Source organism: Peribacillus psychrosaccharolyticus ATCC 23296 (assembly GCF_000305495.1).
Classification (GTDB): domain Bacteria; phylum Bacillota; class Bacilli; order Bacillales; family DSM-1321; genus Peribacillus; species Peribacillus psychrosaccharolyticus.
This window is the reverse complement of sequence record NZ_AJTN02000161.1, coordinates 18,408-32,174: the sequence shown is the minus strand read 5'-3', so window position 1 is coordinate 32,174 and position 13,767 is coordinate 18,408. Positions and strand designations below refer to the sequence as shown.

At 39.2% G+C, this 13,767-nt stretch carries 13 protein-coding genes and 1 pseudogene; all 14 read left to right on the top strand.

Going from position 1 to position 13,767, the window contains the following annotated elements:
• Nucleotides 1-176: 176 nt before the first annotated feature.
• On the top strand, nucleotides 177-1,100 hold the full coding sequence (spoIIGA, locus tag WYK_RS08130) for a sigma-E processing peptidase SpoIIGA (RefSeq protein WP_040374027.1): 924 nt from the start codon (nucleotides 177-179) through the stop codon (nucleotides 1,098-1,100).
• Nucleotides 1,101-1,160: 60 nt separating this feature from the next.
• Nucleotides 1,161-1,880, top strand: a complete 720-nt coding sequence (gene sigE / locus WYK_RS08125) for an RNA polymerase sporulation sigma factor SigE (protein ID WP_040374026.1) — start codon at nucleotides 1,161-1,163, stop codon at nucleotides 1,878-1,880.
• 150 nt (nucleotides 1,881-2,030) lie between these two features.
• The gene (gene sigG, locus WYK_RS08120; RefSeq protein ID WP_040374025.1) at nucleotides 2,031-2,810 is read left to right on the top strand and encodes an RNA polymerase sporulation sigma factor SigG; all 780 of its coding nucleotides are present in this window, start codon (nucleotides 2,031-2,033) and stop codon (nucleotides 2,808-2,810) included.
• Nucleotides 2,811-3,007: 197 nt separating this feature from the next.
• Entirely contained in the window at nucleotides 3,008-3,829 is an 822-nt protein-coding gene (gene pgeF, locus WYK_RS08115) for a peptidoglycan editing factor PgeF (protein ID WP_040374024.1), read from the top strand.
• An 8-nt stretch (nucleotides 3,830-3,837) separates the two neighbouring features.
• The gene (locus WYK_RS08110) at nucleotides 3,838-4,515 is read left to right on the top strand and encodes a YggS family pyridoxal phosphate-dependent enzyme (RefSeq protein ID WP_040374023.1); all 678 of its coding nucleotides are present in this window, start codon (nucleotides 3,838-3,840) and stop codon (nucleotides 4,513-4,515) included.
• A gap of 12 nt (nucleotides 4,516-4,527) precedes the next feature.
• Nucleotides 4,528-4,989: a cell division protein SepF gene (locus WYK_RS08105; protein ID WP_040374022.1), complete on the top strand. Its 462-nt coding sequence runs from the start codon at nucleotides 4,528-4,530 to the stop codon at nucleotides 4,987-4,989.
• 6 nt (nucleotides 4,990-4,995) lie between these two features.
• Complete coding sequence (locus WYK_RS08100; protein ID WP_040374021.1) at nucleotides 4,996-5,259, top strand: YggT family protein; 264 nt, start codon at nucleotides 4,996-4,998, stop codon at nucleotides 5,257-5,259.
• A 161-nt stretch (nucleotides 5,260-5,420) separates the two neighbouring features.
• Nucleotides 5,421-6,194 (top strand): YlmH family RNA-binding protein, encoded by a 774-nt coding sequence (locus WYK_RS08095; protein ID WP_040374020.1) that lies wholly within the window; start codon nucleotides 5,421-5,423, stop codon nucleotides 6,192-6,194.
• A 99-nt stretch (nucleotides 6,195-6,293) separates the two neighbouring features.
• The gene (locus tag WYK_RS08090; protein WP_040374019.1) at nucleotides 6,294-6,794 is read left to right on the top strand and encodes a DivIVA domain-containing protein; all 501 of its coding nucleotides are present in this window, start codon (nucleotides 6,294-6,296) and stop codon (nucleotides 6,792-6,794) included.
• A 405-nt stretch (nucleotides 6,795-7,199) separates the two neighbouring features.
• Nucleotides 7,200-9,964: pseudogene (ileS, locus tag WYK_RS08085) on the top strand (isoleucine--tRNA ligase).
• Nucleotides 9,965-10,134: 170 nt separating this feature from the next.
• Complete coding sequence (gene lspA / locus WYK_RS08080; protein WP_040374018.1) at nucleotides 10,135-10,605, top strand: signal peptidase II; 471 nt, start codon at nucleotides 10,135-10,137, stop codon at nucleotides 10,603-10,605.
• Nucleotides 10,598-11,512, top strand: coding sequence for an RluA family pseudouridine synthase (locus WYK_RS08075; protein ID WP_040374017.1), 915 nt, complete (start codon nucleotides 10,598-10,600; stop codon nucleotides 11,510-11,512). The genes lspA and WYK_RS08075 overlap by 8 nt, the downstream gene beginning before the upstream one ends.
• 190 nt (nucleotides 11,513-11,702) lie before the next feature.
• A complete protein-coding gene (gene pyrR, locus WYK_RS08070) occupies nucleotides 11,703-12,242 on the top strand; it encodes a bifunctional pyr operon transcriptional regulator/uracil phosphoribosyltransferase PyrR (RefSeq protein WP_040374016.1) in 540 nt (179 codons plus the stop codon).
• A 140-nt stretch (nucleotides 12,243-12,382) separates the two neighbouring features.
• Nucleotides 12,383-13,663: a solute carrier family 23 protein gene (locus WYK_RS08065; RefSeq protein WP_040374015.1), complete on the top strand. Its 1,281-nt coding sequence runs from the start codon at nucleotides 12,383-12,385 to the stop codon at nucleotides 13,661-13,663.
• Nucleotides 13,664-13,767: the final 104 nt, after the last annotated feature.

Genomic DNA, 13,767 nt, shown 5'->3' with positions numbered 1-13,767 from the left:
GGACCGCTGAAGCGGTTCTTTTTTTTGCGTTTTTTACTGATAAATTTTTCTACAAAATAGCATAAAAAGACAGAAAAACTCTTCTAGAATGGATACAAAAAGTGACAGACTTACCATGTCTATCTAGGGTATACTTTTGGCTAACAGATAAGAATGGTGCAGGGAGGGGGAGTTGCTTGACTTTATATTTGGATGTCATTTGGCTGTTAAATTGGCTGTTTGACTGCTTGCTTCTTAGCTGGACTGCAGTCATTTTGAAAATGAAGGTCTCACTTTGGAGAATTGCTTTTGGTGGACTGCTTGGATCCATGATTATCTTACTGGCTTTTACACCATATAGAGAGCTTGCTGATCAAGTACCAATAAAATTACTGTTTTCTGTTGTGATGATCGTGGCTGTATTTGGATTTAGCAGATGGATGACATTCATTAAACGTTTAGCCTGCCTTTATTTCATTACCTTTTTATCAGGCGGTATATTACTCGGGCTGCATTTCTTATTTGAATATAAAATTGTTTCTGAGAGCCCGACTAGGTATGCAGGAATTAATGCATATGGCGATCCGATGAGCTGGGTTTTTGTTTTAATCGGTTTTCCAATCGCCTGGCAATTTTCGAGGCGAACCTTAAAAAGCATAGAAATGAATACCCTATCGTTTAATCAAATTGTAGAAGTATCGATAAAAATTGATTTTTTTGAATGTACATTAGCTGGTTTTATTGATAGTGGAAACCAATTATACGACCCGATTACCCGTTCTCCCGTGATGATTGTTTCACTTTGGGGTTCTGAAGATTCGGTACCTCCTGATATGCTAAAACTTTTTAAAGAGGACAGCTTCCACCTGAACGGTCACAATCAGGAATATACGTGGTCCAATCGAATTCGGATCATTCCTTGTAAAGTAGTTGGCAAAGACCATAAACTGCTAACCGCTATAAAGCCCGATTTAATACGGATCAAGCACAAAAATGATCAGTTTGAGGTAGAGAGAGGGTTCATTTCATTTACCCTCCAACAGTTGTCACCTGATAATCGTTACCAATGTATCGTGCATCCTAAGATGCTGTCTGGAGTTCCGACCCTGCATGTATCCTAAAAAATAACACATTAAAGGAATCATACTCATTAAGATTATGAAATAGAAGGGAGAATCATTTTGAAAAAATTTATTCTTCGTCTCACGTATTATTGGTATAAACTATTGTTCAAATTAGGCCTGAAATCAGATGAAGTATTCTACATAGGAGGTAGTGAAGCCCTGCCTCCGCCGCTGACAAAGGAAGAAGAAGAAGTGTTAATTAACAAACTTCCCAAAGGCGATGAAACTGCCCGGGCAATGCTGATTGAACGAAATTTACGGCTTGTTGTCTATATTGCGAGAAAGTTCGAAAACACTGGAATAAATATTGAAGATTTAATCAGTATTGGAACGATTGGCTTAATTAAAGCGGTCAATACCTTTAATCCTGAGAAGAAGATTAAGCTTGCTACGTATGCTTCAAGATGCATTGAAAATGAAATACTCATGTATCTTCGAAGAAATAATAAAATCCGGTCTGAAGTTTCATTTGATGAGCCGCTTAATATCGATTGGGATGGTAATGAATTGCTGCTTTCAGATGTCCTTGGAACGGATGATGATATTATAACCAAAGATCTTGAAGCGAATGTAGATCGTAAATTATTATCTAAAGCGCTGACACAGCTTTCAGACCGAGAAAAACAAATAATGGAACTGCGTTTCGGTTTAGCCGGCGAGGAAGAAAAAACACAAAAGGATGTAGCAGATATGCTTGGGATTTCGCAATCTTATATTTCACGCCTTGAAAAACGGATTATTAAAAGATTACGAAAAGAATTTAATAAAATGGTTTAAATTTTTCACATATAAATATCTTGTCGGCTCTAGGATTTGTTCTCTAACTGCTTAAAAATGAAGATTTTTATCCAACAGACAAGTGCATATTTTTTCCTTCCAGGGAGATACTGTTTTTTGTACAGCAGCTCCTGTGAGGAGGGAATTAACTTGTCTCGAAATAAAGTTGAGATTTGTGGAGTAGACACATCGAAATTGCCCGTTTTAAAGAATGATGAAATGAGAAAACTTTTTAAAGAAATGCAAGAAGGCGATAAATACGCTAGAGAAACACTGGTCAATGGCAATTTAAGACTCGTATTAAGCGTGATTCAGCGCTTTAATAATCGAGGAGAGTATGTAGATGATCTATTTCAGGTGGGCTGTATAGGATTGATGAAATCAATTGATAATTTTGATTTAGGGCAAAATGTTAAATTTTCAACGTATGCAGTTCCAATGATTATAGGGGAAATCAGAAGGTATTTACGCGATAATAATCCTATCCGTGTATCTCGCTCTTTAAGGGATATCGCCTATAAGGCTTTACAGGTTAAAGAAAAACTAATGAGCAGAACATTGAGGGAACCGACAGCACAAGAGATTGCTAAGGAGCTTGGGGTAAGTCATGAAGAAATCGTGTTCGCTCTTGATGCTATACAAGATCCAGTATCGTTGTTCGAACCCATTTATAATGATGGCGGCGATCCAATCTATGTGCTTGATCAATTAAGTGATGAAAAAAATAAAGACAGTCAATGGATTGATGAAATTGCCTTGAATGAGGGGATGCGTCGACTTAATGAACGTGAAAAAATGATACTTAAAAAGAGGTTCTTCCAAGGGAAAACCCAAATGGAAGTGGCTGATGAAATTGGGATTTCTCAAGCACAGGTTTCTAGATTAGAAAAAGCTGCAATTCGTCAAATGAATAAAAATATCCAGCATTGATAAAGGGAAAGGCATCCATATGGATGCCTTTTTAATGTTCTTTATTATTGATACTCTACTCTGTTCGTAATTATGAAAGTTTTTGTAAAACCTTCATGGCTTTTGCCTAGCTGTCATATCCTTTATGTAACAAGGAATGTAAGAGGGATTTTAAAAGGGTTTATGTTACACTAGAAAAAAACAGTGAGGTAGGTACTATGAAAGAACCATTTATTAAAAAAGAAAATCAATACCTTGTATTGGATAGCTGGTCAAAACTAGATCCGCGATTAATTGCCGGAGTTACGACAAAAAACGGCGGTAAAAGCACTGGTGACTTTCAACAGCTTAACACAGCTTTTCATGTAAATGATGCTGAATCGGTTGTTGTAGAGAATCGAGAGATATTATCAAAGAAACTTGAAGTTCCGCTTACAGATTGGGTGGGTGCAGAACAGACACATGAAACACATATTGAAAAGATTACAAGCCTGCATAGAGGGGCTGGATCAAGTGACTATGAGTCTGCCCTGAAGGCTACAGATGGCATGTATACCGATAAAAGTCAGCTGTTATTAACTCTCTGCTTTGCCGACTGTGTACCATTATATTTCTATGCACCCAAAGATGGAATGATTGGTATAGCACATGCAGGTTGGAAAGGGACTGTTGCAGGAATTGGTTCGAAAATGGTGGAATTATGGAGGGAAGAAGGGATTGATCCAACGCAAATTTATGCTGCGATTGGGCCGTCAATCTGCAGGAATTGTTACGTCGTAGACGACAAAGTTATTAATCTGGTGCAGAAATTGCTGGAAGAAACTGACGAAAAGCCATATAATTTAATTAGTGAGGGACAATACCAATTAGACTTAAAACAACTTAACGCTCAAATTCTTGAAAAATCTGGTATTCCAAAGGATAATATTGAGATTTCAGCCTTATGTACAAGCTGTGAAACGGATTTGTTTTTTTCACATCGTCGTGATTCTGGAAAAACAGGCCGGATCTTAAGCTTTATCGGCTGGAAGGAGGATTAATTACAACAGTGAAGGTTACAGAAAATTTACAGCGCATAGAAGAAAATATCCTGCAGGCCTGTCAGAGAAGCGGCAGGAACCGTCAAGAAGTAAAATTAATTGCTGTGACTAAGTATGTGTCGATTGAACGTGCTTCTGAAGCACTTAAGGCAGGAATTTTCGACTTAGGTGAAAACAGGGATGAAGGATTACTTGCAAAATTCGAGGTATTGAAGGACAAGCCTGTATGGCATTATATAGGGTCGCTCCAGACGAGAAAAGTGCGAAATATTATAGATAAAGTAACATATATCCATTCCTTGGACCGGTTATCGCTAGCTGAAGAAATCCAAAAGAGAGCCTTAGCTCCTGTAAATTGTTTGGTCCAAGTGAATGTTTCCGGTGAGGAGTCTAAACATGGTCTTGCTCCGGAAGCGGTCATTGACTTTGTAAGAAAAGCAGCATCGCTCGAAAAGATTACGATAGCAGGCTTAATGACAATGGCTCCATTTACAGATGATGAAAACGTCATTAGACACTGTTTTAAACAATTAAAAGATCTTCAAGTAGAAATTCAACAGGCAAAAATTGAGGGGGCACCTTGTTTAGAACTTTCGATGGGAATGTCCAATGATTACGAAATAGCCATAGAGGAAGGCGCAACGATGATCCGCATAGGAACCGCATTAGTTGGCGAAGATTCTTAAGGAGGAAAAGATATGACGATTGTATCGAAGTTTAAATCATTCTTTGCGCTGGATGACGAATATGAATATGAAATGAAAGAAGAAAACATGAAAGAAGAACCATTTGAACCTAAGGTAGTCAAGGGTTCTAAACAGGCTCAAAATACGCATTCATCAAATCAGAATATCGTAAGTTTGCAAAGTGTGCAGAAATCTTCTAAAGTAGTATTATTGGAACCTCGAGCATATTCTGAAGCGCAGGAGGTTTCTGACAATTTGAGAAGCCATCGGGCTGTTGTGGTTAATTTGCAGCGGATTCAACATGATCAAGCTAAACGAATTGTCGATTTTCTAAGCGGGACAGTTTATGCTATTGGCGGGGATATCCAAAAAATAGGAACAGATATTTTCTTATGTACTCCCCCAAATGTAGATGTTTCCGGTAATATTACTGGTTTTACTGTTGAAGAGGAGTACGAAGAATCGAGGTGGTAAAACTAAATGTTGTTAGTATTAAGTATCATTGCATCTGTAATTGAAATCTATTCCTTTGCATTAATTATCTACATTTTAATGTCTTGGTTTCCAAATGCCCGTGAAACGGCAATCGGACGTTTTTTAGCAACAATTTGTGAACCATACTTAGCACCGTTCAGTAAGTTCGTTCCTTCAATCGGGATGCTTGATTTGTCTCCACTTGTCGCGCTGATTGTACTGAATTTAGCAGGAAGTGGTCTAGCTCAGCTTGGACACTGGATTGTCTAACAGGCGCTGATTTGTAAGTCTGGCCTAAGATCTATATCTTTGAACGTAACCCAATTTATCTTATTTGGGAGTATGTTTGGTAAAGGAAGCTAGATACTTTAGGCTGGGCTTTTTTAATAGTTAATAGTCGACAGTTAAAAGAATTGCTTAAGGAGCAGATGATGTCTATTTACCAGCATTTCAGACCAGAGGAAAAGGAATTTATTGATCAAGCCTCAGGGATAGTCGAGCAGGTGAAAGGAACCTACGCGCCAAAGCTGATGGGTTTTCTCGATCCTAGGGAACAATTTATTCTTAGCTCCATAGTTGGAAAAGATTCCGAGGTTATTTTGGCTTTCTTTGGGGGTGGTGACGGAGTAGAGCGGAAACGAGCATTACTTTATCCAGACTATTATTCTCCGGAAGAAGCCGATTATCAAATCGCCTTATATAAAATTAGGTATCCGAAAAAATTTCTAACCCTTGAGCATAGGCAGATTCTTGGGACACTAATGTCACTCGGAATACAACGGGAAAAATTCGGCGATATCCTGATTAATGACGAAAGTGTTCAATTCGTCGCAGCAAAAGAAATTGATTCATATCTTGCTGTAAACCTTGAAAAAATCGGAAATTCCTCAGTAACCATCGAACCAATTCCTCTCACCTCTATCTTGGTTCCCAAAGAACAATGGCAGGAAGAAACCCATACGGTGAGTTCTCTTAGACTCGATGCTGTCCTTTCCACGGGATTAAACCAGTCTCGGCAAAAGGTACAGACGTTAATTAAAGCCGGCAAGGTAAAAGTTAATTTCAAAGTCACAGAGAATGTTTCTGCTGAATGCAGAGAAAGTGACGTACTTTCGGTAAGAGGGTTTGGCCGTGTGAAAATTATCTCGATTGATGGTAAAACGAAGAAAGATAAATATAGATTGACACTGGGAATGAAGAAATAAGCAGATTTGTGATAAAATAAGAAGGAATAACGTGCTTCCTGTCGAAAGGTAGTATAGTATAATATTAAATAGACTAGAATTTTGTTCTGGAGGTGCCTTATGCCCTTAACCCCGATAGATATACATAATAAGGAATTCAATAAAGGATTCCGCGGGTATGACGAGGATGAAGTAAACGAATTTCTCGATCAGATAATCAAGGATTATGAAATTATTCTTAGAGAAAAGAAAGAGCTCGAAGAAAAATTAAACGAAGTGTACGATCGCTTGGGGCATTTTACAAATATCGAAGGAACACTCAATAAATCGATTATTATTGCCCAAGAAGCAGCAGAAGAAGTTAAACGTAACGCTCAAAAAGAATCGAAATTAATTATCAAAGAAGCAGAAAAAAATGCAGATCGAATTGTTAATGAATCATTGAGTAAATCAAGAAAAATTTCGAATGAAATTGAAGAGCTGAAAAAACAGTCCAAAGTGTTCCGTACACGATTTAAAATGCTTGTTGAAGCACAGCTGGACTTATTGGATAGTGATGATTGGGACCATTTGATGGAATATCAAATCGACGCCGCCGACAGCTTTAGAGATGAAGAATAAAGAGTAGTTTCTCTTTTAACTGCTATTTTTTCAGGTCCCTCTTGACTGACGGCTGAGGATTCGCTATACTTTTTTCACAATAACAACTAATAATCAGCGAAGATAGGGAAAGAATTTCTTTCACGACTTATATCAGCGAGCCGGAGATGGTGCAAGTCCGGCATAAGCAGAAGAAATTGGATCACCCTGGAGCTCTGAATTGAACCTGCTTTTATAGCAGAAGTAAATAAAGCGTCTTATTCACGTTACGAATGCTTGAGAGGACTAAAGCACATGTGCTTTGTCTAGCCAGGGTGGTACCGCGGGAAAAGGCTTTCTCGTCCCTTTTTTATAGGGATGAGAAAGCCTTTTTTTGATGTTTCAAGCCGTTAAATCAATGGTGAAATTTAGGATGGAGGAAAAAAGATGGAATACAAAGATACATTACTGATGCCGAAAACAGAATTCCCAATGCGGGGTAATCTGCCTAATAGAGAGCCAGCTATTCAAGCTAAATGGGCAGAAGAAGATATCTATCAGAAGGTACAAAAACATACAGAAGGACGTCCATTGTTCATTCTGCATGATGGTCCTCCATATGCGAATGGGGATATCCATATGGGCCACGCGTTAAATAAGGTCCTAAAGGACTTTATCGTCCGTTACAAATCTATGAGCGGCTTCCAAGCGCCTTACGTACCAGGCTGGGATACACATGGTTTGCCGATTGAAACAGCCTTGACGAAAAAGGGGTAAAGCGGAAAGAAATGAGCATTGCTGAATTCCGTAAATTGTGTGAGGAGTATGCGCTTGAACAAGTGGATAGTCAGCGTGAACAATTTAAACGTCTAGGTGTGCGGGCCGATTGGGATAATCCATATATCACGTTGAAGCCTGAATACGAAGCACAACAAATTAAAGTCTTCGGCGAAATGGCGAAAAAAGGTTACATCTACAAAGGTCGTAAACCAGTTTATTGGTCTCCTTCAAGTGAATCTGCACTAGCAGAAGCGGAAATTGAATACCAAGATATCAAATCACCTTCTATTTATGTTGCTTTTGAAGTAATCGATGGTAAGGGTTTAATTGACGAAGGCGTTAAAATCGTGATCTGGACAACAACTCCATGGACGATTCCAGCTAACCTGGGAATTTCGTTGAATCCTGACTTAAATTACGTTGTCGTTGCTGTGGGAGAGGATAAATTCCTTGTGGCAGAAGCTCTTCTTGAAAAAGCAGCGGAAGCTATCGGTTGGGAAAATCCCGAAATCGTAAAAACAGTCAAAGGATCAGAACTTGATCGTGCAACAGCTAAGCATCCTTTATACGAGCGTGAATCATTAGTTATGCTGGGTGACCATGTTACAACAGAAGCTGGAACTGGCTGTGTTCATACTGCTCCAGGACACGGGGAAGATGATTTTATCATTGGTCAAAAGTATGGCTTAGATGTATTATGTCCGGTTGATGAAAAAGGCGTTATGACAGAAGAAGCTGGCGAGTTTGCTGGATTGTTCTATGATAAAGCAAATAAACCAATTACAGATAAATTAAAAGAAGTGGGCGCGTTATTGAATTTATCATTCTTTACACACTCATATCCACACGATTGGCGTACGAAAAAACCAACCATTTTCCGTGCAACAGCACAGTGGTTTGCATCGATTAAAGATTTCCGCGGCGAGCTGTTAAAAGCTGTTGAAGATACAAAATGGGTGCCGGCATGGGGAGAGACACGTCTTCATAATATGGTTCGTGACCGTGGAGATTGGTGTATTTCTCGTCAACGTGCATGGGGAGTTCCGATTCCAGTGTTCTACGCTGAAAATGGCGATCCGATTATCTCTGATGAAACAATTGACCATGTATCAAACCTATTCCGTGAACATGGATCAAATATTTGGTTCGAGCGTGAAGCAAAAGAATTATTACCAGAAGGCTTTGTACATGAGAACAGCCCGAATGGCCTTTTCACTAAAGAGACAGATATCATGGATGTTTGGTTCGATTCAGGCTCTTCTCACCAAGCCGTACTAGAAGAACGCAGTGACTTACAACGTCCAGCTGATTTATATCTTGAAGGAAGTGATCAGTATCGCGGCTGGTTTAACTCTTCACTTTCTACAGGTGTTGCTGTTACTGGAAAAGCACCGTACAAAGGGGTTCTAAGCCATGGTTTTGCGCTGGATGGTGAAGGACGCAAAATGAGTAAATCAATTGGAAATGTCGTTATACCAGCAAAAGTAATGAATCAACTAGGAGCAGATATCTTACGTCTATGGGTTGCTTCTGTCGATTATCAGGCAGATGTCCGAGTATCTGATCCGATTCTGAAACAAGTTGCCGATGTATACCGCAAAATTCGTAATACATTTAGATTCCTATTGGGTAACTTGGATGGCTTTAATCCAGAAAACGATAAAGTTTCTTACGAAGATCTTAAAGAAGTCGACCAATACATGCTTATAAAATTAAATAAGCTGGTTAAGCAAGCGAAGACATCTTATGATAATTATGAATTCGCCAATATTTATCAGCAAATTAATAATTTCTGTACGCTGGATTTGAGTTCATTCTACCTTGACTATGCGAAAGACATCCTATACTGTGAGACACCAAATGGTACTGAACGCAGAGGTGTTCAAACGGTTCTTTATGAAACCGTCCTTAGTCTTACTAAACTGGTTGCACCAATTCTTCCTCATACAGCAGATGAAGTGTGGGAGTTCATTCCAGGTAATCACGAGGAAAACGTTCAGTTAACCCTAATGCCTGAAGAGCGTGAAATTGTGAATGCTATGGAAATTGAAGCGAAATGGAATGCGTTTATGGACCTTCGTAATGATGTCTTGAAAGCTCTTGAATTTGCTCGTAATCAAAAAATCATTGGGAAATCATTGAATGCGAAAATTACTGTATATGTTGATGCAGAGACTAAAACACTGCTTGACAGTATTCAAGAAAGTCCTGAACAATTATTCATTGTTTCGAAATTTGAAATTGGCGGTACAATAGCTGAAGCTCCAGAAGAAGCACTGAAACTAGAGAATATTGCAATTCTAGTTACAAAGGCAGATGGAGAGACATGTGAACGCTGCTGGAATGTTTCTGAAACAGTAGGTAAAAACGAAAAACATCCAACTCTATGTACTCGATGTGCACAGGTTGTAGAAGAAACATTTGCAAACTAAGAATAGTTGGTAGAAGTGGGAGCTGGTGAGTCCAGCTCCCCTTTTATATGGTTAACAAGCATAGTGAGGATTGTCCTTTTTTTTGAAAAAATATGAACTTCATTAGGCAATTATTACGTATTATGCTACAATTCAAAAGAAACGAATGTGCTAGTTTGGGGGTTTCTAGTGTGATATATTATATCATTGCCTTAATTGTCATCGGTCTTGACCAATTGACAAAGTGGCTGATTGTTAACAATATGGAATATGGAGACAGCATTACTGTCATTGAAAATTTATTTTATATAACGTCACATCGAAACACAGGTGCTGCCTGGGGAATTCTTGAGGGCCAATTTTGGTTCTTCTATCTTGTCACGTTAGTTGTGATCATCGGTTTGGTCTACTATATTCAAACAATGTCTAAGAAGAGCGGTTTACTTGCTATTGGTTTGAGTTTAATGCTAGGCGGAGCCATTGGGAACTTCATCGACAGGGTGATCCATCAAGAAGTGGTAGACTTTATTCACATCTATATTTTTGACTACAGTTTCCCAATTTTCAACATCGCAGATTCCGCCCTTTGCATCGGAGTAGCCTTATTGGTTATCTTCATGCTTTTTGAGGAAAAAATCATTAAGGAGAAATTAAATGGATAATTATACGTACAGCATAGATGAGACACATAAAGGTGAACGGATTGATAAAGTATTATCATTATTAAACGATGAATGGTCACGCAGCCAGGTGCAGTTATTAATAAAAGAGGGCGCGGTTCTAGTTAATGGATCGAAGGTTAAAACAAATTATAAAGCCTCAACTGGTGATGAAATTGTGGTAACTGTTCCTGAGTTGTCAGAACTTGATGTTGTACCTGAAGAAATGAACCTTGAGATTTATTATGAAGATGCTGATGTATTAGTCGTGAATAAACCAAGAGGCATGGTCGTTCACCCTGCACCAGGACACTCTACTGGTACGCTTGTGAATGGTTTAATGGCTCATTGTAAGGATTTATCTGGGATTAATGGCGTTATGCGCCCTGGTATTGTACACCGTATTGATAAAGATACCTCAGGCTTATTAATGGTTGCTAAAAATGATATGGCACATGAAAGTCTTGTTCAACAGCTGGTTGATAAAACGGTTACTAGAAAATATCAGGCCATTGCTCATGGTGTAATTCCGCATGATTATGGAACAATTGATGCGCCAATCGGTCGAGATAAAAAAGATCGTCAGAGCATGACCGTTATCGATGAAAACTCAAAAACAGCGGTCACGCATTTTAAAGTACTGGACAGATTTAAGAATTATACCTATGTTGAATGTCAGCTGGAAACAGGAAGAACGCATCAAATCCGCGTTCATATGAAATACATTGGTTTCCCGCTTGCAGGAGATCCGAAATACGGACCGCGTAAGACACTTGCCATCGAAGGACAAGCCCTTCACGCAGGTTTGCTTGGATTTATTCATCCTCGGACTAAAGAGTACATCGAGTTTGAAGCACCATTGCCAAGTGAATTTGAGCACTTGTTGAATTATTTACGGAACAGTAATTGACAAGTTGGTTTGAATGCTATACTATGATATTAACTTAATAAGAACCTTTAACACAGTCCAGAGAGGCTGGGAAGGTACACGGAGTTAATGAATTCGATGAGTGAATTCATTATTAAGCACGACCCGCAGTATCGAATCCCTATGCCTCCTGGCAGAGGGATTTTTTTATATATAAAAAGAGGTGAACAACATGATTGAAAAAGCAATTGTACTGGATGACCAAGCTATTCGACGGGCATTAACTCGTATCGCTCATGAAATTATCGAAAAGAATAAGGGAATAGACAATTGTGTGCTGATTGGAATTCGAACACGCGGGATTTTTCTCGCCAGACGACTTGCTGATCGGATTGGAGAAATTGAAGGTTCGAAAGTCGAGGTTGGTGAGTTAGATATCACGCTTTACCGTGATGATTTAACGAAAACAACAAATGACGGAGAACCACTGGTAAAGGGCTCCGACATCCCTATGAATATTACCGATAAAAAAGTGATCCTAATCGATGATGTGCTTTTCACAGGCAGGACAGTCAGATCGGCACTAGATGCTTTAATTGATCTTGGACGTCCTTCACAAATTCAGCTTGCCGTACTTGTTGACAGAGGTCATCGAGAGTTACCTATACGAGCAGATTATGTGGGGAAAAATGTACCGACTGCATTAACAGAAAAAATATCTGTCTGCTTAAGTGAAGTAGATAAAAAAGATCAAGTAAGTATCTTAAATTAAATAAAGCCCTTTTAAAAACAGTCCAGAGAGGCTGACAAAGGGAGAAAATCTATTAAGAACAGTCATGAATTGGTCTTAATAGGTGACCCTCTTTGTTAAACAAACGAAGAGGGTTTTTTTCATGCTGGGAGGTAGCAACGATGGAAGCAAAAAAAGATATTTTATTAGATGTAAATGAAGTACCTAAACCATTTCAGTGGTTCAGCTTAAGTATTCAGCATTTATTCGCCATGTTTGGTTCAACGGTTTTAGTACCGTTCTTCGTTGGTTTAAGCCCAGGTGTAGCATTAGTTTCGAGCGGGCTGGGTACGTTGTCGTACCTGCTTATTACAAAAGGCCAGATTCCGGCTTACCTTGGTTCTTCCTTTGCATTTATCACCCCCATCTTGATTGTGAAAGGAGGAGGCGGACCTGGTGAAGCGATGATTGGCTGCTTTTTTGCAGGTCTATTATACGGAATCATTGCGTTGATCATTAAAAAAGCTGGAATCAGGTGGCTGATGAGTTTGCTCCCGCCTGTTGTAGTCGGACCCGTAATCATTGTCATCGGATTGAGCCTGGCAGGGACAGCGGTCAATATGGCCATGTATGAGGATCCATACGCAGAGACGCTCGTTTATAGTACAACACATATAATGATCGCCTTGCTTACTCTCGGTGTAACGATTTTCTGTAATATGTTTTTAAAAGGGTTTCTTGGTTTAATTCCTATCTTACTTGGTATCTTTGCAGGGTATGCGGCATCAGCAGCGGCAGGATTAATTGATTTTACACCCATTAAAGAAGCAAGCTGGATTGAACTGCCGCCATTTATTTTTCCTTTCGTCGATTACACACCGACCATATCAGGAGGGGTTTTGGCCATTATGCTCCCAGTAGCCATAGTCACCCTTTCCGAGCATATTGGGCATCAAATGATTTTAAGTAATGTTGTCGGCCGGAATTTCCTTGAAAAGCCAGGCTTACATCGTTCCATAATGGGAGATGGAGCTGGAATAATGATTGGCTCACTGATTGGCGGACCGCCGCTTACCTCTTATGGTGAAAACATTGGTGTTCTTACTATAACTAAAGCATATAGTGTCTATATTATTGGTGGAGCAGCTGCAGCAGCCATTATCTTTGGCTTTGTTGGAAAGGTCTCGGCGGTTATTCACTCGATACCGCACGCGGTAATGGGCGGGATCTCCATCCTGTTATTTGGGATTATCGCTTCCAGCGGATTAAGAATGCTTGTAGAGAATAAGGTAGACTTTGCTGAAAAGCGGAACTTGATGATTGTGTCCGTTATCCTTGTCATAGGCATTGGCGGAGCATATGTTCAATTAAATAACGATATTCAACTTTCCGGAATGGCATTAGCAGCTATTATCGGGATTGCTTTGAACTTAATTTTACCTAATCGTGAAAAATCAGAATAATAGTTTATAAAATAATTAGACGACCAGATAACTAAATAGACGAATTTCACCTTTTAAAAGAAGTCCAGAGAGACTAATAAGGGTGTTTGCAGTAAAAGGCGTAT